Annotated in this window: 27 protein-coding genes; 6 read left to right on the top strand and 21 right to left on the bottom strand. The window is 37.8% G+C overall.

Going from position 1 to position 24,333, the window contains the following annotated elements; translation table 11 throughout:
- Positions 1-40 precede the first annotated feature (40 nt).
- From fabI to gap, 4 genes are all read right to left on the bottom strand, one after another.
- Positions 41-865, bottom strand: coding sequence for an enoyl-ACP reductase FabI (gene fabI / locus FJR45_RS02900; protein WP_193151265.1), 825 nt, complete (start codon positions 863-865; stop codon positions 41-43).
- 115 nt (positions 866-980) lie between these two features.
- Entirely contained in the window at positions 981-1,685 is a 705-nt protein-coding gene (locus FJR45_RS02895) for a triose-phosphate isomerase (RefSeq protein WP_193151264.1), read from the bottom strand.
- Position 1,686: 1 nt separating this feature from the next.
- Positions 1,687-2,898 (bottom strand): phosphoglycerate kinase, encoded by a 1,212-nt coding sequence (locus FJR45_RS02890; protein ID WP_193151263.1) that lies wholly within the window; start codon positions 2,896-2,898, stop codon positions 1,687-1,689.
- Between the two features lie 9 nt (positions 2,899-2,907).
- On the bottom strand, positions 2,908-3,909 hold the full coding sequence (gene gap, locus FJR45_RS02885) for a type I glyceraldehyde-3-phosphate dehydrogenase (protein ID WP_193151262.1): 1,002 nt from the start codon (positions 3,907-3,909) through the stop codon (positions 2,908-2,910).
- 62 nt (positions 3,910-3,971) lie between these two features.
- Between gap and nadD the strand changes: the two genes are divergently transcribed.
- Entirely contained in the window at positions 3,972-4,544 is a 573-nt protein-coding gene (gene nadD, locus FJR45_RS02880; RefSeq protein ID WP_193151261.1) for a nicotinate (nicotinamide) nucleotide adenylyltransferase, read from the top strand.
- Positions 4,504-4,821, top strand: coding sequence for a ribosome silencing factor (gene rsfS, locus FJR45_RS02875; RefSeq protein ID WP_151900963.1), 318 nt, complete (start codon positions 4,504-4,506; stop codon positions 4,819-4,821). The genes nadD and rsfS overlap by 41 nt, the downstream gene beginning before the upstream one ends.
- Here rsfS and mltF read toward each other — a convergent pair.
- Genes mltF through FJR45_RS02845 form a run of 6 tightly spaced genes read right to left on the bottom strand, consistent with a single transcriptional unit; the run spans position 4,798 to position 11,881 of the window.
- Positions 4,798-6,228, bottom strand: coding sequence for a membrane-bound lytic murein transglycosylase MltF (mltF, locus tag FJR45_RS02870; protein WP_193151260.1), 1,431 nt, complete (start codon positions 6,226-6,228; stop codon positions 4,798-4,800). The two genes, rsfS and mltF, sit on opposite strands and share 24 nt — an antisense overlap.
- Positions 6,229-6,251: 23 nt before the next feature.
- Entirely contained in the window at positions 6,252-7,532 is a 1,281-nt protein-coding gene (locus tag FJR45_RS02865; RefSeq protein ID WP_193151259.1) for an ArsS family sensor histidine kinase, read from the bottom strand.
- Positions 7,529-8,191 (bottom strand): response regulator transcription factor, encoded by a 663-nt coding sequence (locus FJR45_RS02860; protein ID WP_151900965.1) that lies wholly within the window; start codon positions 8,189-8,191, stop codon positions 7,529-7,531. The genes FJR45_RS02865 and FJR45_RS02860 overlap by 4 nt, the downstream gene beginning before the upstream one ends.
- A gap of 33 nt (positions 8,192-8,224) precedes the next feature.
- On the bottom strand, positions 8,225-10,366 hold the full coding sequence (gene feoB / locus FJR45_RS02855) for a ferrous iron transport protein B (protein WP_193151258.1): 2,142 nt from the start codon (positions 10,364-10,366) through the stop codon (positions 8,225-8,227).
- Positions 10,363-10,590 carry a FeoA family protein gene (locus FJR45_RS02850; protein WP_151900967.1) on the bottom strand — a complete coding sequence of 76 codons (228 nt, stop codon included), beginning with the start codon at positions 10,588-10,590 and terminating at the stop codon, positions 10,363-10,365. The genes feoB and FJR45_RS02850 overlap by 4 nt, the downstream gene beginning before the upstream one ends.
- 19 nt (positions 10,591-10,609) lie before the next feature.
- Positions 10,610-11,881 (bottom strand): OprD family outer membrane porin, encoded by a 1,272-nt coding sequence (locus FJR45_RS02845; protein WP_193151257.1) that lies wholly within the window; start codon positions 11,879-11,881, stop codon positions 10,610-10,612.
- 153 nt (positions 11,882-12,034) lie between these two features.
- Here FJR45_RS02845 and FJR45_RS02840 point away from each other — a divergent pair, with 153 nt between their 5' ends.
- Positions 12,035-12,592, top strand: a complete 558-nt coding sequence (locus FJR45_RS02840) for a CDP-alcohol phosphatidyltransferase family protein (RefSeq protein ID WP_193151256.1) — start codon at positions 12,035-12,037, stop codon at positions 12,590-12,592.
- Positions 12,593-12,762: 170 nt separating this feature from the next.
- Here the strand turns inward: FJR45_RS02840 and FJR45_RS02835 are convergent, their stop codons facing one another.
- From FJR45_RS02835 to FJR45_RS02825, 3 genes are read right to left on the bottom strand one after another with little or no spacing between them, the layout of a single operon-like run.
- The gene (locus tag FJR45_RS02835) at positions 12,763-13,149 is read right to left on the bottom strand and encodes a DoxX family protein (RefSeq protein ID WP_193151255.1); all 387 of its coding nucleotides are present in this window, start codon (positions 13,147-13,149) and stop codon (positions 12,763-12,765) included.
- Between the two features lies 1 nt (position 13,150).
- Positions 13,151-13,342: a hypothetical protein gene (locus FJR45_RS02830; RefSeq protein ID WP_193151254.1), complete on the bottom strand. Its 192-nt coding sequence runs from the start codon at positions 13,340-13,342 to the stop codon at positions 13,151-13,153.
- Positions 13,339-14,628: a DNA recombination protein RmuC gene (locus FJR45_RS02825; RefSeq protein ID WP_193151253.1), complete on the bottom strand. Its 1,290-nt coding sequence runs from the start codon at positions 14,626-14,628 to the stop codon at positions 13,339-13,341. The genes FJR45_RS02830 and FJR45_RS02825 overlap by 4 nt, the downstream gene beginning before the upstream one ends.
- 265 nt (positions 14,629-14,893) lie before the next feature.
- Here FJR45_RS02825 and FJR45_RS02820 point away from each other — a divergent pair, with 265 nt between their 5' ends.
- Together FJR45_RS02820 and FJR45_RS02815 are read left to right on the top strand one after the other, a co-directional pair.
- On the top strand, positions 14,894-16,441 hold the full coding sequence (locus FJR45_RS02820) for a DEAD/DEAH box helicase (RefSeq protein ID WP_193151252.1): 1,548 nt from the start codon (positions 14,894-14,896) through the stop codon (positions 16,439-16,441).
- An 8-nt stretch (positions 16,442-16,449) separates the two neighbouring features.
- Positions 16,450-16,836: an HIT family protein gene (locus FJR45_RS02815; protein ID WP_193151251.1), complete on the top strand. Its 387-nt coding sequence runs from the start codon at positions 16,450-16,452 to the stop codon at positions 16,834-16,836.
- Positions 16,837-17,073: 237 nt separating this feature from the next.
- On the opposite strand, the gene FJR45_RS02810 is transcribed toward FJR45_RS02815, so the two are convergent.
- From FJR45_RS02810 to FJR45_RS02775, 8 genes are all read right to left on the bottom strand, one after another.
- A complete protein-coding gene (locus FJR45_RS02810; RefSeq protein WP_193151250.1) occupies positions 17,074-18,072 on the bottom strand; it encodes a beta-ketoacyl-ACP synthase III in 999 nt (332 codons plus the stop codon).
- The gene (gene plsX, locus FJR45_RS02805; protein WP_151900977.1) at positions 18,073-19,071 is read right to left on the bottom strand and encodes a phosphate acyltransferase PlsX; all 999 of its coding nucleotides are present in this window, start codon (positions 19,069-19,071) and stop codon (positions 18,073-18,075) included.
- Between the two features lie 3 nt (positions 19,072-19,074).
- Complete coding sequence (gene rpmF, locus FJR45_RS02800) at positions 19,075-19,224, bottom strand: 50S ribosomal protein L32 (RefSeq protein ID WP_013326319.1); 150 nt, start codon at positions 19,222-19,224, stop codon at positions 19,075-19,077.
- A 24-nt stretch (positions 19,225-19,248) separates the two neighbouring features.
- Positions 19,249-19,620, bottom strand: a complete 372-nt coding sequence (locus tag FJR45_RS02795) for a DUF177 domain-containing protein (RefSeq protein WP_193151249.1) — start codon at positions 19,618-19,620, stop codon at positions 19,249-19,251.
- A 9-nt stretch (positions 19,621-19,629) separates the two neighbouring features.
- A complete protein-coding gene (gene ndk, locus FJR45_RS02790) occupies positions 19,630-20,043 on the bottom strand; it encodes a nucleoside-diphosphate kinase (RefSeq protein WP_151900979.1) in 414 nt (137 codons plus the stop codon).
- A gap of 134 nt (positions 20,044-20,177) precedes the next feature.
- The gene (locus tag FJR45_RS02785; protein WP_151900980.1) at positions 20,178-20,462 is read right to left on the bottom strand and encodes a 4Fe-4S dicluster domain-containing protein; all 285 of its coding nucleotides are present in this window, start codon (positions 20,460-20,462) and stop codon (positions 20,178-20,180) included.
- Positions 20,463-20,565: 103 nt separating this feature from the next.
- Complete coding sequence (gene metK, locus FJR45_RS02780; RefSeq protein ID WP_193151248.1) at positions 20,566-21,723, bottom strand: methionine adenosyltransferase; 1,158 nt, start codon at positions 21,721-21,723, stop codon at positions 20,566-20,568.
- A gap of 89 nt (positions 21,724-21,812) precedes the next feature.
- Entirely contained in the window at positions 21,813-22,634 is an 822-nt protein-coding gene (locus tag FJR45_RS02775) for a M90 family metallopeptidase (RefSeq protein WP_193151247.1), read from the bottom strand.
- Positions 22,635-22,815: 181 nt separating this feature from the next.
- Between FJR45_RS02775 and FJR45_RS02770 the strand changes: the two genes are divergently transcribed.
- On the top strand, positions 22,816-24,180 hold the full coding sequence (locus FJR45_RS02770; RefSeq protein WP_193150409.1) for an IS4 family transposase: 1,365 nt from the start codon (positions 22,816-22,818) through the stop codon (positions 24,178-24,180).
- Positions 24,181-24,333: the final 153 nt, after the last annotated feature.

Genomic DNA, 24,333 nt, shown 5'->3' with positions numbered 1-24,333 from the left:
GCACTGAAGTACGGGTTCCAAGGTTTTGGGAATCGGTGCTTTATTGATTTCTTGTATCCCATGCCAAGACAGTTTTGCCTTCTTCGTTAGTGGCTGCGGCTGCCATACCCATGATGTTGTACCCTGCATCAACATAATGCACTTCGCCTGTTACACCTGAGCTTAGATTACTGAGCAGATACATCGCAGAATTTCCGACTTCGTCTATGGTTACATTTCGCTTCAATGGAGCATTTGTTTCATTCCAGTTCAGTATCTGCTTAAAATCACCTATTCCTGCTGCAGCAAGTGTTTTGATAGGTCCGGCAGAGATAGCATTAACACGCTGTCCTTTTGCACCGAGTTCAACCGCCATATAGCGCACACTCGACTCCAAGGCTGCTTTTGCTACACCCATGACATTATAGTTTACAATGTATTTTGGTCCACCAAGATATGAAAGTGTCAAAATGGAAGCATCATCAGACAAAACAGATTCTAAACGGTTTGTTAAATCTATAAACGAGTAAACAGAAATATCCATAGCAATCTGAAAAGCACTTTTTGTTGTTTTCATAAAAGGTGCAGAGAGTGCTTCTTTTGGAGCAAAAGCAACTGAGTGGACCAAAAAGTCTATTTTTCCGAAATCTTTTTCAATTTTAGCAGCAATCCCGGACATATGCTCTTCATTTGAGACATCCAACTCATATACATAGTCGCTGCCAAACTCTTTTGCTATAGGTTCTACTCTCTTTTTCAGGGCATCATTCAAGTATGTAAAAGCCATCTCAGCTCCCTGTGCCGCACAGGCTTTTGCTATGCCGTATGCTATGGATTTATTGTTTGCCAAACCTACTATTAAGCCTTTTTTTCCTTTCATTATCATCTTTGTCTTTTCCTTTTATATTTAAATTTTAGTTTTTTCAGACACATAGCCCAGACTGAAGTCTGGGTTCCGAAAAACATTATAAATTCTTCGCAAGCAAGGTCTCAATCTTGCCTTAATTTTTTTCTAATTCCTCTGCTGCTTGTATCATTGAACAAAAGTGGTCTGCATACAGAGCTGCGCTTCCTACCAAAACACCGTCGACATTTTCTACCTGCAAAATATCTTTGACATTGTTGACTTTCACACTGCCGCCGTACAAAAGCGGTGCAGATGATTTTTTCTTCAATTCGGAGTGAATATCTGCTATATCCTCCAATGTCGGTATTTTGCCCGTACCTATTGCCCAAACAGGTTCATAGGCAATAATCAGGTTTTCATACTGGGTATCTATACCTTCATATTGCTGATACAAATACGCAAGCATCTCCTCTTTTGAAGACTCTCTTACAGCAAGTGGTTCGCCTACGCAATATATAATCCTAAAACCCTGCTCTTTAAAATAGTGAAACTTTTCAGCTATGAATTCTTGGGATTCTCCCAAGATATGACGACGTTCACTGTGTCCTATCAGTATGGTTTTGATGCCAAACTCTGTAAGATGCTCCAACCCGATTTCACCGGTAAATGCTCCTTTTTCAACAGGGTATGCATTTTGGGCACCTACAGTGATATCTGTCTTGTAAGCATCAAGGGATGATATTGCAGGAAAAACAATAACCTCTTGAGAACTCTTCTGCACACAGGAATCCAACTCTTGCATATATTTGTGTGTCGCTTTTCTTGTAAGGTTTGTTTTCAAATTCGCTGCAATAATCATCTTAGTCCTCTTTTTCTGTGATTTTTACCATTAAGGGCTCAACACCAGGAAGTACTTTACCCTCAAGCAATTCCAGAGAAGCTCCACCGCCTGTAGAGATAAAGCTGATGTCTTCATCAACGCCCACTCTTTTGACCAAATCAGCGGTATCTCCACCGCCTACGACTGTCGTGGCATAGGTATCTGCTACAAAATGTGCTATTTTTGAAGAACCTCTGGCAAATTTTTCCATTTCATAGACACCCATCGGACCATTCCACAGTACTGTCTGCACATCGTTGAGCGCCTCTCTGTAAAGTCTTACAGTTGCAGGACCGATATCAAGTCCCATCCACTTTTGTGGAATCTCCTGTGATGTGACAATCTTACTGACAGCATCTTCAGAAAATTTTTCCGCTGCTATAACATCCACTGGCAGATAAAATTTCACACCCAGTCTTTTTGCTTCATCCATAATATTTTGCGCTTCATCAAGTAAGTCATCTTCAACAAGTGAAGCACCTATTTCGTATCCCATCTGTTTTAAAAATGTAAAAGCCATACCTCCGCCGATGAATACTTTGTCAACTCTTGGCAACAGGTTTACAAGTGCTTCAAGCTTTCCAGAGACTTTGCTTCCACCGATAATGGCGGCAAACGGACGGACAGGATTGTTCATAAGTTTTGAAAAGTACTGAATCTCACGCTCGAGCAAAAAGCCGGCTGCTTTGTGTTCGTTATCAAAAAACTTTGTAATGCCGTGTACAGATGCATGCGCTCGGTGACTGACACCAAAAGCATCGTTGACATAAAACTCTGCCATTGATGCCAGTTTTTTTGACAGTTCTTCATCATCTTTTGTCTCCCCCGGTTCAAAGCGTAAGTTTTCAAGTAAAAGTACTTCGTGCCGACATAAATCTTTTGCTTTTTGCATGGCATCTTCACCGACAACATCTTTTGCCAACGTTACATGACGCTTTAAAAGCTGTTGCAAACGCCTGGCAACAGGAGCCAGTCTATACTTTTCAACTATCTGGCCTTTTGGTCGACCAAGATGAGATGCCAATATAACAGCACAGTCCAAATCGAGACAGTAGTTGATAGTCGCTATAGCAGAACGAATCCTACGGTCATCCGCAATATTGCCGAACTCATCCATCGGTACGTTAAAATCACATCGTATCAAAACCTTTTTATTGGCTAAATCTAACTTTTTTAAGTGTAATAGTTCCAAATTTTTATCCTATTTTGAAATGTGAAGAGCCATATCTAAGAGTCGTGACGAATAACCCCACTCATTATCATACCATGCCATAACTTTTATCATATTGCCTCCGATTACCTGTGTTAAATCTTCTGCTACGATTGCACTGTACTGCGAGCCTACAAAATCCTGAGAAACACGCATCTCTTTATCCATATGCAAAAGCCCTTTGAGTCTTGTATCTGCCATTTCGTTAAAGACAGCCGTTACTTCTTCTTTTGTTGTATTTTTTGAAACGACAACATTTAAATCAACCATAGAAACATCAGGTGTCGGTACACGTACTGACTGTCCATGCAGTTTTCCTTCAAGCTGAGGCATAACAAGGCTGATAGCTTTTGCAGCCCCTGTTGTCGTTGGAATCATATTGATAGCACCGGCACGTGCACGGCGTTTGTCTTTGTTGTGTTTCACATCTAAAATATTTTGATCATTCGTATACGAGTGAATCGTTGTCATTAAGCCTTTTTCAATACCAAAAGCATCATCAAGAACACGGGCAACAGGCCCCAGACAGTTTGTTGTACAAGAAGCGTTGGAGACTATTCTTTGTCCCGCATATTTTTCTTCATTGACGCCCATTACAAATGTCGGTGTTGCTTTGTCTTTCGCAGGAGCAGAAAAAAGAACTTTTTGTATACCATTGTCAATATGCACCTGTGCAGATTCCTGTGTCAAAAAGACACCGGTACACTCTAAAACCATATCAGCGCCACATTCGGCAAACTTCAGGTTTTTTGGGTCACGATCAGAAAAAACTCTTATTTTTTTACCGTCAATTGCAATGTTTTCATCATCAAGCTGCACAACTTCGCTCTCAAATGTTCCGTGAACGGAATCATTTTTCAATAGATAGATCATCATATCTATATTTGCAGTGTCATTTATAGCGACAACTTCCACATCATCTCTTTTGTGTGCAATACGTGCTACACAACGACCTATTCTACCAAATCCGTTAATTGCTATTTTTAGTGCCATTATAGTTCCTAATATAAAATAATTGGGTAATTTTATCCAAAATTAGTTATAATTCGTATTAAATGAAAACGATAGCACTTTACGGGGGTTCATTTGACCCTCCTCACATCGCACATGAGGCAATAGTCAAGGCTTTAAGCAAACTGGAATTTATCGATAAAGTAGTTGTAATGCCTACTTTTCTAAATCCGTTTAAAAAAACTTTTACAGCTCCGGCTGAATTACGACTCCGATGGCTCAAAGATATTTTTGCTTCTTACGAAGATGTGGAAGTCAGTGCCTATGAAGTGAAGCTGAAAAGAAAAGTGCCGACGATTGCGACCGTCAAACATTTACTCAAATGTTATGACAAAGTCTATCTGGTTATAGGTGCGGACAATTTAGCTTCACTGCATCAATGGTATGCTTATGATGAACTGAAAAAACTGGTAACTTTTATTGTTGTCACAAGAGATGCTGTAAAAATACCGAAAAATTTCATTCAACTTGATATAGATGAAGATATATCTTCATCAGGCTTAAGAGAAAATTTTGACAGTTCAAAAATACCGGAAAAAGTCAGAGACGAAATAACACAATATTACAAGGAACACAATGCAAGACAGAATACAAAACATAGTAAACACACTCGATAAAAACAAAGCGGAATCCATAGAGGTTTTTGACCTTCGTGACAAAAACTATTTCGTTGATTATGCGGTTATAGCCTCTTCACTCGGACAAAAACATACAACTGCACTTTTGGACCATTTAAAAAATGAACTCAAACCTGCCGAACATTTTAACAATGTAGATGAAAGCGGTGACTGGATTGTGGTTGATTTAGGTGACATACTTATTCATATAATGACTCCGGAATACAGAACAAAATATGATATGGAAACGTTTTTAGGGGAGCTTGGAAGTCACTAGATCAGTTTTCAACACCTTGTTTTGTTTATCTAAAATATCTTTATAGTTATAGATAGACTCAACATATTTTACAGGCTCTGCTCCTCTTGCATACCCGTATTTCAGAGTCCTGTAATACTTTTTTTGTGAGAGCAGAGGCAGTACTATTTTCAAATCACTCCAGATATTTGGGTTTAGCCCAAGTTTTTTTGCTAATTTTTGCGCATCTTTTATATGCCCCATACCTATATTGTAAGCAGCCAGGGCAAATTTTAGTCTGTTCTCCCCTTCTACCTCTTTGGGAACAAATTTTATCATCTGTTTTAAATGCCGTGTTCCGCCAATGACACTCTCTTTGGGATTCAATCTGTTTTTCACACCTAACATCTTTGCTGTACGCTGTGTCAGCATCATCAACCCGCGAACACCTGTAAAACTTTTGGCTTTTGCATTCCAGTGTGACTCCTGATACGAAACAGATGCCAGCAGTGTCCACGGAATATCAAATCTTTTTGCAGCATACTTAAAATATTTTTCATACTTTGGCAGTCTGCTTTTCATTCTTTTGTAAAACATTTTTGTATTATAATAATCAAAGAAAAGAATATAGCTGTAATAGTGGTCTTTAAGCTGTGTCATCTTGCCTTTTTGGTTGTAATCATTGAGCCAGGCATACATGTCAGCTTCAAGCTCTTTTGCATTTTTTGGGAGCAGCCATGCCAGCTGTTCTCGTTTACTGATGGAAAAAGCAAGTGCTATTTCAGGAAAATATCGCAAATTAAGTGCATAAATATTTGAATCGGCTATTGTACAGTCTATCTCATGTTTGGCAACCTTTTCAAGTAACTCTTCTGTGGAGTACTCTGAAGTTGTCGTTGCATTTATTTCATATCCGTCTGCCTGAAGTGATTTTATCGTTTCACTGTAACTTGTGTCAGCCCCTACCATAATATTTAATCCTGCCAACTCCTCCACATTTCTTGGAAAATTTGATCCGCGCAACATTCCTCTGTTACAAATCACCTGCTCTTCGACTTCAAAATACGAAGGTCCAAAATGAAATTTTTTTTCTCTGTGTGGTGTTTTTGACAAAGATGCAGAGGTGATATGAATATTTGGGTTTTTGGAGAGTGCTATTGCTTCTTTGACAGTATGCGCTGTTGTAATATTTAAATCTGCTCCTAAATGTTCTGCATATGACTGCAGCAAATCATATTCAAAACCCTGTGGACCGTCCGGACCTATATAGTAGGTCGAAGGAGCATTGAGCAGAACAACATTTAAAGTTTTGTTTTCGCGAATTGTATCAAGCAGTGTCTGTTCCTGCTCTTTTTCATAGGGTACATAGGCAGTATGGCTGACCCAGCCAAATGCAAAAAAAGAGAGTGCAAAAACAAATAATATGAAACTGTACATGTATCTATTCATTGCATTAGTTTACATTTTTAAACTTATGCGAATATAAAACGGTTGACTCCGTTTTCATACTCATGCGCCAAAACCTGTCCGTGTGCTTTGAGAATAGAGTCAACAAGATAGAGTCCTAATCCAAAGCTGTTTTTCGATGGGTTGTCTTTTGTAAAGGGCTCTATATAATACTGTAGAGGATGTGAAAGACATGCGCCTTTGCTTTCAAAACAAAGTTCGTTTTTGTCGTTCATAAGAATTGTAATATGCGAATCACTTGCATATTTCATGGCATTGTCAATCATATTTTTAATAGCTGTCGTGTAGAGTCTGTAGTTTACATGTACTTTTATTTTTCCGCTGATTTTTACTGTGACATGTTCTTTGTCAACCATAGCCATATCTATAGCTCCATCAATTACATCAAGCAGCCTGTACTCGGAAAAATCTTTTTTATCGCTCAGACTTGTCACCTCTTCTATCATTGCAAATTCAGTCACAAGTGTTTCCAGGCGTTTAAAAATAGAGCTGAATCTGTCTTTTTGTTTTTGCGAATCAAGCATCTGTGTGGCGATAGTCCCTTTGGCTATAGGCGTTTTCAATTCATGCATCAAATTTCTCAAAAAAAGTGTACGGGATTCCAACACAGTGTTTATTTTCTGTCGTGCATTTTCAAGTTCATTTGCAACAGCACCAATTTCATCTTCACGGTTTGTTTTAAAAGAGATGTCCATATTTCCGTTACCGTACAACTCAATCTTTTTTCTCAATCTAATGAGAGGGCGTAGTCTTTGAAGTATCAGAATAAAAGAGAGGCTGATAATCATAAATATTGTTATATACGAATAGAGCAAATTTATATAGCTGTAAGGTTTTAGATCATTGTCTCTAATCAGGATATCACCACTTGGTGTTTCTATATGAAAGTAGATATTTCTTTTATACTGAATCATAGTCGCTCTAAGGTTTGTTACGATATTTTTCGTGTATAAGCCTTTGTCATTGATAAGCAGGGATGTTTTAAAACTTTTAAACCCCTCTCTTTTGAGAACTTTTCCTTTTTCAAATATCTTTTTTTTCAGTTTTTCATCTTTGGTAACTTCAAGATTATACACAGCCAAATTTGCTTCAAGCATAATTTCAGAACTTTGGCGCTGCTGATGTTCACGGTATATTTGGGTAATAACTGAGTATTTTGTAAAAATATGGTTGATATACTGTTCTTTGTTGAGTTTGTAAAACTCCCAAAAGATTGCACTCAGGCTCGCCAACGAGACAACAAGTACAAAAAGTACTGTGAGTAAAACAGCATGCCGCTTAATCATTTGAGAAGTTTGTATCCTACGCCGCGGACAGACTCTATAAGCGATTTGTCTCCGAGTTTGTTTCTTATCCGTCCGACCATTACATCTATACTTTTGTTGGAGGAGTCTTCATTAATGGCATTGACATTGTGAATCAAATCTTCACGAGAGACAACCAGACCCTGTTTGCTTATCATATAAGACAATATTCCAAACTCTGCATTTGTCAGCTCAATCTTGCGACCTTTATAAGTAATGGTCATCGTCTCTTTATCGCATTTAAAATCACTCTTGGATTCGGCTTTTTCTTCACTTTTTGCCTCATAACGACGCAGTACTGAGTGAATCCTTGCCTCAAGTTCTCTTGGGTCATAGGGTTTTGGCAGGTAATCATCCGCACCGAGTTCAAGTGCTTTTATCTTGTCTGTCACATCACTTCGTGCACTTGAAATGATTATAGGAATATCTTGCCGTTCGCGAATTGCCTCACATACTTCAAGTCCATCCATACCAGGTAAGGTCAAGTCCAGTATAACCAAATCAAAAGGTTCTAACTTTAATATACTTACTGCTTTAAAAGGGTCATCTTCAGTGACAACCTCAAACTCAAATTGTTCAAGATACTCTGTAAGTATCTCTGCTAATTCCAAGTCATCTTCAATCATTAATATTTTTTGCATAATTTATTTTAACCAATCTAATCTAATAATGGGTTAATAACCCAGTAAGAGTGTTATATGATATGCCAAAAAAGCAAGAGTATATGCCGTGATACTCGTAAATGCCAACAGATAAAAGAAATACTTCACACCGCCTGCTTCACGAGTAAATACAACAGAAGCAGCAAAACACGGAAGATACACCATAATAATCACTATAAATGCCACAGCCGAGGCAAAAGAGATATTTTTACTAATGGCATCTTTTAATGAATAACTTGTCTCATCAACATTCTCACCCAATGCATACAACACACCAAGTGTTGATACAATAACCTCTTTTGCTGCCAAACCAGTCTCAAGAGCAACTGCCATTTTCCAATCCAGTCCAATCGGACGAAAAAGTGGCTCAGAAAATGCACCTATTCGCCCCAAGTAGCTCTGTTGCAAATTTTTACTTGCAAATTCATTTGTCAATTTCGCTTTTTCATCTGCTGTTTGTGCCTGTTCTATTTTTACTGCATATTTTTTTTCTAACTCCATATTATGTGGATAATTACTCAAAAACCAGATAAGTATGGTAGCTCCGGCAATAAAAGTTCCCGCTTTTTTCAAATACATCAATGTTTTTGAAACTACCGTATGCCAAACAAGCTTGAATGATGGCAAACGGTACTTTGGCATCTCCATAACAAAGGGTTCATCTACGCCTTTGAATGCTGTCATTTTCAAAACTTTGGCAGCAATGAGACCGAGCATCGCTCCGGTTATATAAATCGCAAAGAGTACATTACCCGCAATTGACTCACTAAAAAAAGCACCGGCAAAAAGCACGTATACAGGTAGTCTTGCCCCACAAGACATAAAACTGATGATAAAAAGTGTGAGCAGTCTGTCTCTGTCATTTTTAAGAATTCTCGCACTCATATAAGCCGGAATGGAACATCCAAAACCGGTTACCAAAGGAATAAAACTCTGCCCGTGCAAACCAAATTTATGAAAAAATCCATCGAGCAAAAAAGCGACTCGTGACATGTAACCGGTACTCTCAAGCAAGGCTATTCCTATAAAGAGGATAATGATATTCGGTGTAAAAAGCACAACTGCTCCCACTCCTGCAATAAGCCCGTCAACAACCAAAGAGCGTATATCTTCATTAGTAATTGTAGCGCCGATTGCATCTCCAAACCAACCAAAAAATCCGTCAATCCACTCCATAGGTACTGCACCCAGAACAAAAGTCAACTGAAAAAGTCCCCACATTAAAAACAAAAATATAGGAATTCCGTAAATTGGATGAATCAAAACAGAATCAATCCTTTCCGTAATTGTCTTTTTTTCTTTTTCCTGTTTTGTCACTTTCACAACTTCAGCTACAATACCTCGATTAAAAGAGGCATATTCTTCTGCAAAAGCTTCTTTAATATCATCAGTATCATGATGCAATTCTATGTGCTTGGATGCTTCTATTAAAATAGGCTGCAACTCTATCCAAATAGGATCATCATGCAGTTTTTCATAGGTTTTTCTGTTTTCCTTTAAAAGATTGATAGCTATATTTCTATAACTGTTTTTTGCTTCATATTTGTGTTTTTTCAGATAAGAGACTATCTTTTGTATCTCTTCTTCAACTGGTTCGCTAAATACAAGCTTAGGATCGACTTTAGGCTTTTCATGCACCTCAACAACCGTATCTATCAACTCTTCTATCCCGGTTTTTTGTGCCGCAGAAACTTTCACACAGGCAATATTGAGCAGTTCAGACATATACTCGGCATTTATCTCTATGCCCTCTTTATCCGCCTCGTCACTCATGTTCAGGGCAATGACCATCTTTTTGCTCATCGTAAAAAGTTCCGCTGTGAGTTGGAGATTTTTTTCCAGATTTGTAGAATCTACGACATTGATAATAATATCATAGTCTTCCGCACAGAGATAATCTCTTGTCACTCTCTCTTCTATAGTATAATCTGTAAAGGCATAGGTTCCCGGCAAATCAACCACAGTAAAATGGTACTCTTTATAGTCAAAAAGCACCTCAGTTTTATCCACTGTCACACCGGAAAAGTTTCCTACATGTAAGTGTGCATTGGACACGGAGTTAATCAGCATACTTTTACCGACATTAGGCTGTCCAACCAGTGCTACTTTAATATGGTTGGCAATAATGGGACATACTTTCGTTTCTTCATTCATATTGTTTCAACCTCAATAAGTTCTGCTTCTTCGGCACGTAAGGCAATTCGCATTTTTCCGACTTTTACTTCTATCGTTTTTTTTCGCGGGGCATGTTCTAATACCTGCAGTTGTGTATCTTTCATAATTCCAAAGGAGATAAGTCTTTGTTTCAAGTCATAATTTGTTGCCAACTTTAAAACCTTTACTTTTTCGCCTTTTTCGCAGTCTATTAATTTTTTCATTATATTCACTTTATCTTTTTTAAAAATTATAATTAACCATAAACTGTATACGATTCCAGTCATGGTCTGTATTTACAAAGTTTTCTTTATCTTTTTGCATACTGTATACACATGCAAACAATAATTCATTGTCTATATTATACTCTAAACTTACATCCTGTTCTATTATATGTGCTTTCACACCCAAACTGTTTGCATTTCCTTTAAAATCACCGTAGGCATATAAGAGAGTAAAAACATCTGTTGTATAACCAATTGAGGATACAAAAGCATGTGCATCCCTGTCATCCGCAATATCATCCAATATGAGGGTATCCATACTGCTAAAAAGTGTGCCTCCGCCAAATCCGCTAAAACTTGCTGTGGCAGCTTTGTTTAAAGATTTATCATAGGCAATGCTCAAACTGATTCCCTTTACTACAAATTCAAACAATCCGCCGTAAATCGTAGTGTCATAAGCACTTGAAGCCAACTCTGTTTCATTTAAATACTGCAAAACACAGTGAAGTATCATATCCTCATTAAAATGGTACTGAATCCCTCCATCAAAATAAAATGCATTTGTAACATCTGTAATATTATAATACCAAAGATTTAATTCCCATACATCATGATAACTCAGACCGCCAAAATTTGTCCCTCGGCTACCCGTCTTTTCCCATGGAGTATCCAGTCCGGCATCAACTCCCTGCCATGACTGAATATTCCCGGCCATCATCTCCAAGCCGCCATCCGAATAAGATGCAACATACGCTTCAAAAGTATTACTTATCATACGTATATCATCACTGTCGGCCAATGGGGTGTCTAAAATCTGGCGTCCTGCCCTTATATTAAACGCTTTATATTTATAATTTATATATGCCTCGGCAAGCTGCGTATAACTGCCGTCACCTGAAGAGAGTTCACTGTTGTGCCGAATCCCCTCACCTGTTGCAAAGCCAAGATCATGTGATATGTAAACAGCCGCACCCGCATTAAAACCCTGCAACTCTGCCAACTCATACTTTAATTTGCCGCCAACTGCAGTCGCATAATTATTCTCCACATTTTGTTCTTTTTGCTCATATCCGGCAAACATGGTCCTAAGCTGACCTGAGATTCTGGCATCTTCAAACATATGTTCAATATTATTTGTTGCAGAAACTTTTTTCACCTGCATCAAAGCCTCTTTGTCTATATTTTTTCTTACAGAGTGAAGACGTTTCTCATTGACTGATGTGTGTTCGGCAGCACTCAGCAATGCTGTAAAAGAAAAATATAATATACTGAATCTAATAATTTTTAGCATAAAATTCCTATTTGTAATTTTGACTTGCAAATAATAATTCACTTCTACTTACAGAGAGCTTAATGATATTGATAGTATATATCATTAATATATCTTTTGTTTAATATGATTTTGCTATAATTTCATTAATATTTTACAAAGGCTACTACTTATATGAAATTTTTATGGACACCCTCTTCTCACTTCAACCTCGCAAATATGTTTACCTTTGTCAACATCACAGCAGGACTCCTTGCAACTTATTTTATCACACAGAACAACTTTACTTTGGCGATAATTTTGGCATGGATAGGCGGTGCTTTTGATATATTTGACGGAAAAATTGCCAGAAAGTATAAGCTGTCCAATGAGTTTGGTGTGCAGCTTGACAGCTTTGCAGATTTTTTAAGTTTTGTACTTGTGCCTGTATTTTTGATTTTTCAAGCCTCTTATGCACCCTCTTTACATGGATTTTGGCTGCTTTTAGCGGCAATTTCCAGTATATACTATGTGATTTCGGGACTGCGCCGTCTTATTCATTTTAATTTGCATACCGATGCAGGCGCAGTTGACAAGTATTTTACAGGCGTACCTACCCCGCTTGGAGCGATTCTTCTTTGGCTTGTCTATCTGCTCAATGCCTATGAAATTCTACCGGCATACGGAGTTATTGTTTGTATGTTGCTTATCGGGTGGAGTTTGAATTCTACTGTAAAAGTAAAACATCCGTAGCTTTCCCTGTCACTTCATAAAATTTAAACTTTTACACCCTAACAGTCGGCACTAAAGTACCGATTCCGATTAAACGGCTTTTTCGGAACCCATCAATGCCATTAAGTTAAGCATTTATTTGGAACCGGTACTTCAGTGCCGGCGGCTTTAGGCTTTAAAATCTTCATTTTCTATTTGGAATTTACGGCGTATTTTCCGCTTCCAAGCAAGACAACAAGTAAAGACATTATCAAATAAAGCAAGGGGGTTTCCCAAGCCAAACCGCCAAATTTTGAGAGTGTCAGGGAAAATCCATATGCCAGATAAATGGCAACAAGCATATTCACCGATAAAATGGCTGCCGCGACTCTCGCGTATAATCCTAATATAATAAATATAGGCGTAATCAACTCTCCGACATACACACCATAGGCCAAAAACTCAGGCAAGCCTGCACTGACAACCATACTTTTGACACCGCTAATTCCATATATAAGCTTATGAATCCCGTGAAAAAGTATCAATACACCTAAACTTAACCGTAGTAATAACTTTGCAATATCCGGATTTTGAAACATTTTAATCCTTTTTTCTTCTGAATTTACATGTAGCCACGCTTATCTCTTTGCCATCTTTTATTGCCTCTTTTATATAGCCAAGCACGCCTTGCACATCATCATTGCCTATTTCTACTTCTATTATTTTTACAATATCCTTCTCAGGTGTCAGCGTCCAGCTCTTTTCATAATTGTATCTTGTCTCTATTTTCATGTATCTTCTCCATCATCTTCACTCTTGAGTGGCAACTCTTTTTTCGGCTTCAATCCCAGTGCTTTCATATTTTGCGCTCTTTTTATAACATTGCCTCGCCCAGTGCTGAGTCTGTTCATCGCCTTGTCATAAGAGTCCTGCGTCTTTTGCAAATAGTTTCCTATATGTTTCATCTCTTCAACAAACAATACGAGTTTGTCATACATCGCTTCGGCTTCTGCAGCTATCTTTTTTGCATGTTCCTCCTGTCTCTGTGTTCGCCAGATATGCTCAATAGTTCTAAGTGTAACAAGCAGAGTCGATGGAGATACGACTAAAATGTTATTTTCATACGCCCGTTTAAAAAATTCACCATCTTGTTCAAGTGCCAATAAAAAAGCACCCTCTATCGGCATAAAAAGCAAAACAAAATCAAGAGTATTAACCCCTTCAAGTTTTTCATATTTTTTTGCACTCAGCTCTTTTATATGTGAAGAGATACTTGATATATGCTCTTTTAAAGCTTTTGCTTTTTCTTCAGGTTCATCCGCATTGACAAATCGTTCATACGCAGTCAGTGAAACTTTCGAATCCACTATAATATCTCGCTTTTGCGGCATATGAATGATGACATCAGGTCGGTATGTTTTACCCTCGTTTGACTTGAGTGTGGCCTGAAGCTCATACTCTATCCCCTTACGAAGACCAGATTGTTCCAAGATATTTTCCAAAACCAATTCGCCCCAATTTCCCTGTGTTTTGTTTTCACCCTTGAGGGCATTTGTCAAATTGAGTGCTTCTTGTGCCAGGGTTTCATTCATCTGTTTGAGTCGAAAGAGTTCATCTTTGAGCAGATGACGGTCTTTGAGTTCCACTTCAAACTGTTCTCTTGCCTCTTTTGAAAAATTCGTTATCTGTTCACGAAAAGGTTTTAACAACAACTCCAACTGCTCTTTGTTTGCAGTGCTGAACTGTTTTGACTTGTCTTCAAAAATCTTATTTGCCAGTAGTTTAAATTCCTGTGAAAGTTCCTCTTTTGCTTTTTGTAAAACTTCCAATTTCTCAGCCGATGCTTTCATCTCATCATTATATCTTGCACTTAAAACCGCATATTCAATCTCCAAGGCATTGTAGTCTTCTTTTAGCTGTTCGTAATTATCTCTCAATGCAAAATAAGAGTTTTGCAACTCCTCAGCCTTTACATGTAAAGCCTCTTTTTCACTCTTTAGTTTCATATATAAATATAAAAGCACTAAAAAAGAGATGCCTAAAAAAGCAATGACTGCCAAATATATGTTTTCGTTCATCCTAAGCCTTATTCATTCTATTTTTTATATTATACTAGATTTTCAAGAAAATAATGCTCATGACCAAAGCATATTTTGTAGCACTATTATCTTCAAAATGCAAAATATAGACAAGTTTAATAAAAACTATGAAAAATTTAGATATAATTCCATAAATATTTTAAGGGGAAGATGCCCTGATAGACTTAAAGTGGAAATTTTAGTAGAACTTGCGTCATCTCCTTATGTATAAAAAGGCTTCAAAAGCCTGTTAAAAAGGATAATGATGCAAGAAAATGCACAAGAAACAACAACTACCCAAGAACCTACAATCACATTTGATTCTTTAAACCTCAAACCAGAAATACTTAAAAGTGTTAAATTCGCCGGCTTTACAGTTCCCTCACCTATTCAAAAACAGGCAATCCCTATCATTCTTGAAGGCCGTGATATGGTAGGACAGGCACACACAGGTACAGGAAAAACAGCAGCTTTTTCACTTCCTGTTCTTTCAAACATGAAACTCAACGGTAAAGTTGAAATGCTTGTCATCACACCGACACGAGAACTTGCTACACAGGTCAGTGATGAAATATTCAAATACGGCCGTAATCTGAATGTAAAAACAGTTACAGTATACGGGGGAAGCTCTTACAAGCGCCAACTTGATCTTATCAGTCGCGGTGCGAGTGTTGTTGTGGCAACACCGGGAAGAATGCTAGACCTGTTAAAAAGAAATATGCTCAACAATTTTGCACCGAGTGTTGTTGTGCTTGATGAAGCAGATGAAATGCTTGACATGGGATTTTTGGATGACATCACTGAAATTTTTTCTTATCTTCCAACAGACAGACAGACTCTGCTCTTTTCGGCAACTATGCCACAGCCTATTAAAAACCTTGCAAACAAGATTTTAAAAGATCCTGCTTTTGTTTCAATAACAAAAGGAGAAACAACAAATACAGATATTGAACAAGAGTATTATGTGATTGATGAGCATGAAAGAGATGATGCGATTATTCGTCTTATGGACTCAGAAAACAGTACAAAATCAGTTGTCTTTTGTAGAACAAAAAGTGAAGTTGACAGACTCAGCAATGTTCTTTCCAATGCGGGATATTTGGCAAACGGATTGCATGGTGATATGGAACAGCGCCAACGTGAAACAGTTATAAAAGGCTTTAAAAATGACTCTGTAAAAGTGCTTGTGGCAACTGATGTTGCTGCTCGTGGTATACATGTAAGCAATATATCACATGTATTTAACTACCATATTCCGTTTGATCCGGAGTCTTATGTTCACCGAATTGGGCGAACAGGTCGTGCAGGAACAAAAGGAAAGGCTATCACGCTTTTGACACCTTTGGAGTTTAAAGAGTTACAGCGTATCAAGCAAAAAGTCGGTACCTCTATGAATCATGCTTTTGTACCGAGTAAAAATGATTTACGTGAATCGACTGTAGAAAAAATGGTCAAAACAATTGAAGACCAAAAAATATATGATGAAGCCCATAAAATTCTTGACCGTCTCAAAGAAGACATAGACGAAGAAAAAATTATGTTTAAACTCATCTCTATGATTCTTGACAGACAAGATATAAAAGGACCAAGCAATATCGGTATTCCTGCTGACAAACTCGCTGCTATCTTGGAACGTGCCGGAAAGCGCAATGACAGTCGAGGAAAAGGCGGCAGAGGCCGTGGCGGATTCCGAGGAAACAGTCGTAACCGTTCTGGCAGTGACAGAAACCGTTCTGGTGGCGATAGAAACCGTGACGGTGGCGGATACCGTGGCAACAGAAGTTCATCAAACAGAAACAGAAACAGAGACTAGTCTATCCTATGGATAGACTCAGAATTTATGAAGATGATAATTTCTTTATAGAAAAAGAAGAGAGTGAAATTCCCTGGCTAAAAATCTTCACAAAAGAGCCCTATAAAGAACTTGGAGATATACCCAAAGAGTTGCGTCTGCAGCTCTTTGAAATCTTTGACATTATCGAAGATGAAATGAAAAAACACTACAACCCCACAAAAATCAATATGGCTTCTTTTGCAAATATGCTCCCTCGTGTACACTTACATGTAATGGCAAGATTTGAAAATGACAGTTATTTTCCTAATCCGATGTGGGGTGAAAAACAAAGAGATGCAGTTTTAGACTTGCCGGATGAAGAGGAATTCTATAAAAGAGTTGTTGAGGCTTTAAAACAAATCAGCCCAGACTAAAAGCCTGGATGCCGAAATATCCTCGAAATCGGCACTTCAGTGCCGGCTGTTGGTATTTTTTCGCCACTGTTGCCCGCACTGAAGTACGGGTTCCGAAAACAAAACTCCAGTATTATTTAGCTTGTTAAAATTCACAATTTTGTTCAAATTCAAGGCGGAGTTTTCTTTTTAAGAGGAACATACTTACGTATGTGACGAAGAAAAATTAAAGTCCAACGCAGAAGTTGGACAAAAGTCTTATTTTAACGGGCTAAATGGGATGAGGGCACTTCCCCAGGTTAACCCTCCGCCAAAAGCATCTAAAAGCATCAACTCACCAGGCTCAAGCTCCCCTGATTCATACAGATCATTGATAGCCATCGGAATAGAAGCTCCTGAAGTATTTCCATACTTTTGTACAGTGATAACAACCTGATCGTCTCTCATTTTTAAAGCTTCACCGACAGCTTTGATAATTCTCAAATTTGCCTGATGCGGAATAAAATGTTTGATGTTTTCACTTTTTATATTGTTTTCTTCTAAAATTTCTTTCACATCTTTTGTCAGTGTACGCACAGCGACTTTGAAGGTTTCATTGCCTTTCATCTGCATAAAACAGCTTCCTGCTTCACTTTCAAGTGCATCATGTGCAGAACCGCTGCCGCCGTTTGGTGTCATAAGCAAATCTGCATATTGACCGTCAGCACCTGTATGCACATCTATAATAGCTTCACTTTTATCATCTGTAGCAGAAATTACAGCAGCCCCTGCTCCGTCGCCAAAGAGGATACATGTACCACGATCACTGTAATCTGTAATAGCAGAGAGTTTTTCCGCACCGATGATTAAAATGTTTTTTTTCATCCCTGATTCTATAAATGCTTTTGCAATCGCCAAAACATAAATAAAACCTGTACAGGCAGCAGAAATATCAAATGCGGTTGCATTTTTAATACCCAGTTTGGTCGCAATGACTGTTGCAGTTGATGGCATACAAAAGTAGTCAGGTGAAATTGTAGCGGTTATTACCATATCTATCGCAGAGCTCTCTATACCGCTTCGTTCTAAGGCTTTTTGCGCGGCTTTCGCACCCAAATCACTTGTAAATTCATCTTTAGCAGCAATGTGACGCTCTTTAATTCCCGTTCTTTTGGTAATCCATTCATCTGAAGTATCTACCATATGAGAGAGTTCTTCATTAGTCAGTATTTTTTCTGGCACATAAGCACCAATAGAGCGAAATGCAGCGTAAGCCATTTAAATATCCTTTTGTTTTAACTCTTGAAGCCTTGCAATAATATGTCTGTTTACGCCGGTATCAACATAATCAATAGCCTGATAAATTGCATTTTCAATTGCCCTGGCATTACTTTTCCCGTGACTGACAATTGCACAGCCTTTTATACCGATAAGAGGCGCTCCTCCTATTTCGGCATAATCTATCTCTTTTTTTAAAAGTTTGAAAACTTTTCTCATTAACAGTGCACCGGTAATGCGAATAGGAGATTTTTTTATATAGTCTTTAATCAGTTGGGAGATTGTTGATGCAACACCTTCGCTTGTTTTAAGCACAAGATTGCCTACAAAGCCGTCACATGTAATAACATCACAGCTTCCGTTAAAAATATCACCGCCTTCGACATTTCCTTTAAAACCTTTGTAGCCTTCTAAAATTTTGAAGGCTGCTTTTGTGACTTCGTTCCCTTTGGAGTCTTCTTCACCATTGGCTAAAAGTCCAATACTCGGCTCTGCTATACCTAAAACATCTTCTGCATAACAACCGCCCATTACAGCAAATTCTGCCAAATGTTCAGGTTTTGAATCTACATTTGCCCCCACATCCAAAAGAACAGAACGACGCCCTGTTTTTGTCGGCATCAATGTAACAAGCGCAGGACGGGAAACACCCTGCAGACGACCAAGTCTTAAAGTAGCAAGTGTCATTGTAGCACCACTGTGTCCGGCTGAAACCACACCGTCTGCCTGACCGTCTCTTACTAAATCCACTGCTTTATAGATACTGCTCTCTTTACGCTTTACTGCATCTGTTGCAGCATCACTCATTGCAATGATATCCTGAGACTCGACAATTAAAATCTTATCTCTATAACGTTTTGGTAACAGAGGTAAAATTTCTGATTTATTTCCTACAAGTATCGGAGTGAATCTTTTCTTTTTAAGTGCTTTTATGCATCCGTTTACAATCGGCTCAGGACCAAAGTCCCCGCCCATTGCGTCAATAGCAATTTTTACCATTGACTACTTATACTCACCGGTAGTTGGGTTAATGTGGTGTGGTAATCTATAAGTTCCGTCTTTATCTTTAACCGGACGAGCTAAAGAAATTTTATAATGAGTTCTTCTCTTCGCTGAACGTGAATGAGAGACTCTTCTCTTAGGTACTGCCATAACTTTTTCCTTAATTTAATTTTTTTAAAACTCTATTTCTTCTGGTTTATCGCAATTTCCACATGAGTGGTAATCACTTTTGATAAGTTCGATCTCCGAGTCCAAAATCTCTTCAAGATCTACATTACCGTCCAAAGACTCAACAACATCCAAAAGGGTGTTGCTGTCATCTTCATATATTCCGTCATTAATGAAAAATTCGACCTCTTCATTAACTGTAAGATTAAAATCCTGCGCACATATGTCACAGGATTTTTCCAGTGTTCCACTGATGCTTGCTTTAAGCAGAATCAATTTTGCACTATGATACTCCAAAAAACCTTTAAAAGTCATTTCATTCGAGGTGACTTCAAAGTCTAAGGGAGTTTTTGTTACTTTTCTAAGCACAATCCTCATCGGATATACTTAAGAAATTTCTCTCTCAGCAAAAAAGAATGCAATTTCATTCGCAGCATTTTCAACCGAGTCACTTCCATGAACTGCATTTGCATCGATATTTTCAGCGAAATCTGCACGGATAGTACCTGCTTCAGCCTCTTTAGGGTTTGTAGCCCCCATTAAATCACGGTTTTTCTGCATAGCATTTTCACCTTCTAAAACTGAAACAACAACCGGTCCACTGATCATAAAATCAACTAAGTCGTTGAAAAAAGGTCTCTCGGCATGAACAGCATAAAATGCCTCAGCATCAGCACGAGAAAGCTGTAGTTTTTTTGTTGCTGCAATTCTAAGACCATTGCTTTCAAAACGATCTAAAATTTTGCCTATAACACCTTTTGCAACTGCATCTGGTTTGATTATTGATAGTGTACGTTCCATCAAATCTCCTCTGAAAATATAAAATTAGAATGGAATTGTATCTAAAAAAAGATTGTTTTTAGTTTAAAATGTAAATTTTGTGGATTTAAATGAATTAAAAGGAGTGTTATAAGAGCACTTCTGTGCTCTTATAACTATTCTACTACCGGTTCGTGATTTAAACGCTGTTCTTCAGTAATATCTTCACGGTGCTGCGGACTTGGCCCAACAACATCCCATGTAATACAACCCTCAGTCGGACAAGCTGTAGCACATGCAGGTTCATCATGATGACCAACACACTCTACACATTTGTCTGGATACACATAATAAATATCCTCACCTGTTGGATTATCATCCTCATCTACGATTGCTTCTACCGGACACTCATCTATACAAGCTCCACAGTTAATACATGTATCATTAATTACAACTGACATTTTATTCTCCTTGTTTTTATTAAAATGCAACTATACACTTTAGACTTTTAAATATAGCTAAAAGCTCTTAGCTAGTTTAAAAACTGTAGTTTATAGGTTACACTTAGATGCCTAAATACTCTTTTATTACATCAACTTTGTCTGTTTTTTCCCAGTTAAAACCAAGATTTTCACGGCCGAAATGTCCGTAAGCAGCCGTTTTTCTATAAATTGGCTTTAATAAATCCAAAGATTTGATTATTCCGGCAGGTGAAAGATCAAAAAGCTCTTTTATACAGCTTTGGATTTTCTCTTCTGCCACTATGCCGGTATTGTGCGTGTCAACCATAATTGACACAGGCTGCACTACACCGATTGCGTAGGCAACCTGAATAGTCACCTTGTCACAGGCTCCTGCGGCTACAAGATTTTTCGCAACCCAGCGCGCTGCATATGCGGCTGAACGGTCAACTTTTGTTGGGTCTTTTCCTGAAAATGCGCCACCGCCATGTGGACAGCTGCCTCCGTAGGTGTCAACAATAATTTTACGACCTGTAAGTCCGGCATCTCCCTGAGGACCGCCGATTACAAATTTTCCTGTCGGATTGATATGAAAAACAGTATTTTCATCCATCATCTCCGCAGGAATTACTTTTCGTATCACTTCGGCTATAACATCTTTGTGAATCTGTTCTTGCGATACTTCAGGTGCGTGCTGTGTGGAAATAACAACAGTTTCTACAGAAATAGGCTTCTCGTCTACATATTTTACACTCACCTGTGCCTTTCCGTCAGGACGCAGATAGGGGATAATTCCCTCTTTTCTGACTTCTGCCAGACGTTCTGTCAAACGGTGAGAGAGGTGAATAGGCAAAGGCATCAGCACATCTGTCTCACGACAGGCATATCCAAACATTAAACCCTGATCACCGGCACCGGTTTCTCCTCCGGCCTGGTCAACCCCCTGATTGATATCAGGAGACTGTTCTCCTATGCCGTTTAGTACTGCAGCTGACCTATGATCAAAACCATACGTTGCATCTGTATATCCGATATCTCGGATTACTTCTCTTGCAATCTCTTGCATTGGGGCATACGCCGTCGTCTTCAGTTCGCCTGCAATTACACAAAAACCATTTGATACCAGTGTTTCACACGCTACGCGTGCATTAGTATCATGCTCAATAATATAATCCAGAATTGCATCACTGATCTGATCTGCCATCTTGTCAGGATGCCCTTCTGTTACAGACTCTGAAGTAAATATATACTCTTTCGTCATCGATTTTCCTTATTGAAGTACAGGGTCCAGCCCCATAAATCGAACGAATTATAGCACACTCTGAAACTTTTATTCTTAATGAGAAAAAATTACAGATAAACTTTATAAAAGCTGTTAAACTCTTCAAAAAGCTCTGGAAAATGTTTTTTTAGCGTCTCCGGCTTTTCAAAATAACGCTCCGTGACAACGGCAAAGAATTCTGCCTCATTTGTTGCGGCATAGGCACCTAAAAGCTTGTATTTTCCCCAGTCACGGTTTTTCAGGGCAACATCACTGAGTTTGTTAAACTCTTTTGAAATTACTTTTGCCCACTCATGGTATTTTGCATACGGCAGTGGCGGTGTTCCGTCTGCACTGCCGTCAAGAAAGTCTATTTCATGGGCAAATTCGTGCAGCAGTACATTGTTTTCATGGAGATGATAGGCATCTTTTTTTGCATCATTCCAAGATATTACCACCGTATCGCCGGCAGATTGTCCTTCGAGTAAGAAGTCACCTTTGGTAAATATACCTCCGTTAACACTTACTTGCCTGGCAACCATCGTATGTGAATAGACAAGAATCGTTACAAGGTTTTCATAACAACTTTGAAATCCTACATGTAACAGTAATAAACAGGCATGAAAAGCTATAACGACTTTCATCTCATTCGTCACTTCGATATCTATACCTACAAACTCTTTCATATTTATAAACAGCAGGATAGATTTATGGATTTTGGATTTTTCTTCTTCGCTCAGTTTGTTATAAAAAGGAATATTTTTTAAAATCTGTTTGTACTCTTTTGGCATCGGTTTTTCTAAAATCTTCTGCAGTTTTCTTTTTTTATAAAAAGTATAAATAAAGTACAGAGAAAATAGTCCAAATCCTATACCAAGCATCACTGTTAAAAGTGCAAAATAGTAATTCACAGTACCCCCCCTCCAACGCCATTAAGTTAAGCAATGAGAAGAACTAAAAAATAGCTTGAAGTTTTAAAAAAAACTATAAAAAACATTTTGTAAAATCTTTACAAACCACTTAATATAGGGATTTCAAAGCTATCTGAAAGTGTTATTTGAGTATAATATATTTATATATTAAGGGTTGGTTATGTTAAAAAAAACTATCGAAATTTCGGGAGTTTTTAAAGACAAAAAAAGAGAAGAATCTTTCCAGATGAAACATAAAATTGGAATAAATTCTTTTACAAGGGATAGAAAGCTAGGGTTTGCTAAAATTATGACTATGATGATTAAAAAGAGTAATAAATCTTTACAAAACAGCATTAATGATACACAACTTGCTTTAGGTGAAGATGTCACTATCTCTAATAGTGCATATACGCAAGCACGAGCGAAACTTAACTATACAGCATTTGAAGAGTTTGCACAGATGGCAGCTGAAATCTTTTACAAAGATGGAGATTATGAAACCTATAAAGGATATAGAATCTTAGCTGTAGATGGTTCTATTGTAACACTTCCAAATACAGAGGATGTAAAAAAAGAGTTTAATCCTATGAAGGTTAAATGTCAGATAAAAGATTATGCTAAAGATGTCTCTCAAGCACGAGTATCTTGCCTCTTTGATGTGCTTAATAATATTGCACTTGATTCTTGTATTGAGAATAAAAATAGTAGTCAAATAAATGAGCTTATAGCTTATGATGAGCGAACTCTAGCGATGAATCACTTTGAGTATTGTAAAGAGGATGATTTAGTGCTTATGGATAGAGGTTATCCATCATTTGAACTCTTTGCAGTTGCTTATAATAAAACAAAAATAGTTTGTCGTATTAGAACAAATAGCTTCTCAAAAGCTAAGTTTCTTTTTGCTCCACATAGTGAAAAAAAAGATGTGATACTTGAGATAAATGCTCCTAAAATCATAAGAGATGATCTAAAAAGTCTGAATTTACCTACAAAGTTAAAAATACGATTTGTACAGGTAATTTTAGATAACGGTACTGTAGAAGTGTTGGCAACAAATGTACTTGATAGAGAAGTACTTAAAACATCAGAGTTTAAAGAGTTATACTCTCTTAGATGGGGAATTGAGACATACTTTGATTTGATAAAAAATAGACTCTCTTTAGAAAACTTTACAGGTCAAAGTGCATTATCAGTAAAACAAGATTTCTTTGCAACTATCTTTTTGACAAACTATGAATCTGCCATGACATACGACATAAACCAAGACCTAAAAGAGAAAACCAAAGAGAATAAATATATCCAAAAAGTAAATAAAGCAGTCTCTTTTAATATCATCAAACATAAGGTATTTGACCTTTTTTATTTGGATGAACCAATAGAAGATATGCTTGAGCAGATGGAGAAACTTTTTCTGACAAATACAATAGTAATTCGACCAAATAGGAAATCAAAACCACGGCTGGATAAAGATATACAAAAGTCCACCATAGCCACCAATTCGATAAATTATCTTAAAATGAAGAAGAAAAATGTTGGAAACTAATCAGCAGGAAGTTCGTAAATTAGGTGGTTGTAGGCTTAACTTAATGGCGTTGACCCCCCCCTCAATGCCATTAAGTTAAGCATTTTTTTGGAACGCGGACTTCAGTCCGGGCTGAGAGTGGCAAGACTATTGCAACAGCCGGCACTGAAGTAC

This window comes from Sulfurimonas sediminis (assembly GCF_014905115.1).
In the GTDB taxonomy this organism is placed as follows: domain Bacteria; phylum Campylobacterota; class Campylobacteria; order Campylobacterales; family Sulfurimonadaceae; genus Sulfurimonas; species Sulfurimonas sediminis.
Note: the sequence above shows the minus strand (reverse complement) of the source record. Positions and strands in the feature narration are given on the sequence as shown.

Bases quoted from the DNA above. Each gene is read 5' to 3' on its own strand.
- rpmF (WP_013326319.1), bottom strand. From the start codon at position 19,224: ATGGCAGTACCTAAGAGAAGAGTCTCTCATTCACGTTCAGCGAAGAGA.
- metK (WP_193151248.1), bottom strand. From the start codon at position 21,723: ATGACGAAAGAGTATATATTTACTTCAGAGTCTGTAACAGAAGGGCAT.
- FJR45_RS02830 (WP_193151254.1), bottom strand. From the start codon at position 13,342: ATGAAAATAGAGACAAGATACAATTATGAAAAGAGCTGGACGCTGACA.
- ndk (WP_151900979.1), bottom strand. From the start codon at position 20,043: ATGGAACGTACACTATCAATAATCAAACCAGATGCAGTTGCAAAAGGT.
- FJR45_RS02770 (WP_193150409.1), top strand. From the start codon at position 22,816: ATGTTAAAAAAAACTATCGAAATTTCGGGAGTTTTTAAAGACAAAAAA.
- FJR45_RS02810 (WP_193151250.1), bottom strand. From the start codon at position 18,072: ATGGCTTACGCTGCATTTCGCTCTATTGGTGCTTATGTGCCAGAAAAA.
- FJR45_RS02815 (WP_193151251.1), top strand. From the start codon at position 16,450: ATGGATAGACTCAGAATTTATGAAGATGATAATTTCTTTATAGAAAAA.
- mltF (WP_193151260.1), bottom strand. From the start codon at position 6,228: ATGAATAGATACATGTACAGTTTCATATTATTTGTTTTTGCACTCTCT.
- fabI (WP_193151265.1), bottom strand. From the start codon at position 865: ATGATAATGAAAGGAAAAAAAGGCTTAATAGTAGGTTTGGCAAACAAT.
- gap (WP_193151262.1), bottom strand. From the start codon at position 3,909: ATGGCACTAAAAATAGCAATTAACGGATTTGGTAGAATAGGTCGTTGT.
- FJR45_RS02845 (WP_193151257.1), bottom strand. From the start codon at position 11,881: ATGCTAAAAATTATTAGATTCAGTATATTATATTTTTCTTTTACAGCA.
- FJR45_RS02895 (WP_193151264.1), bottom strand. From the start codon at position 1,685: ATGATTATTGCAGCGAATTTGAAAACAAACCTTACAAGAAAAGCGACA.
- nadD (WP_193151261.1), top strand. From the start codon at position 3,972: ATGAAAACGATAGCACTTTACGGGGGTTCATTTGACCCTCCTCACATC.
- FJR45_RS02840 (WP_193151256.1), top strand. From the start codon at position 12,035: ATGAAATTTTTATGGACACCCTCTTCTCACTTCAACCTCGCAAATATG.
- rsfS (WP_151900963.1), top strand. From the start codon at position 4,504: ATGCAAGACAGAATACAAAACATAGTAAACACACTCGATAAAAACAAA.
- feoB (WP_193151258.1), bottom strand. From the start codon at position 10,366: ATGAATGAAGAAACGAAAGTATGTCCCATTATTGCCAACCATATTAAA.
- plsX (WP_151900977.1), bottom strand. From the start codon at position 19,071: ATGGTAAAAATTGCTATTGACGCAATGGGCGGGGACTTTGGTCCTGAG.
- FJR45_RS02795 (WP_193151249.1), bottom strand. From the start codon at position 19,620: ATGAGGATTGTGCTTAGAAAAGTAACAAAAACTCCCTTAGACTTTGAA.
- FJR45_RS02860 (WP_151900965.1), bottom strand. From the start codon at position 8,191: ATGCAAAAAATATTAATGATTGAAGATGACTTGGAATTAGCAGAGATA.
- FJR45_RS02825 (WP_193151253.1), bottom strand. From the start codon at position 14,628: ATGAACGAAAACATATATTTGGCAGTCATTGCTTTTTTAGGCATCTCT.
- FJR45_RS02820 (WP_193151252.1), top strand. From the start codon at position 14,894: ATGCAAGAAAATGCACAAGAAACAACAACTACCCAAGAACCTACAATC.
- FJR45_RS02850 (WP_151900967.1), bottom strand. From the start codon at position 10,590: ATGAAAAAATTAATAGACTGCGAAAAAGGCGAAAAAGTAAAGGTTTTA.
- FJR45_RS02865 (WP_193151259.1), bottom strand. From the start codon at position 7,532: ATGATTAAGCGGCATGCTGTTTTACTCACAGTACTTTTTGTACTTGTT.
- FJR45_RS02785 (WP_151900980.1), bottom strand. From the start codon at position 20,462: ATGTCAGTTGTAATTAATGATACATGTATTAACTGTGGAGCTTGTATA.
- FJR45_RS02835 (WP_193151255.1), bottom strand. From the start codon at position 13,149: ATGTTTCAAAATCCGGATATTGCAAAGTTATTACTACGGTTAAGTTTA.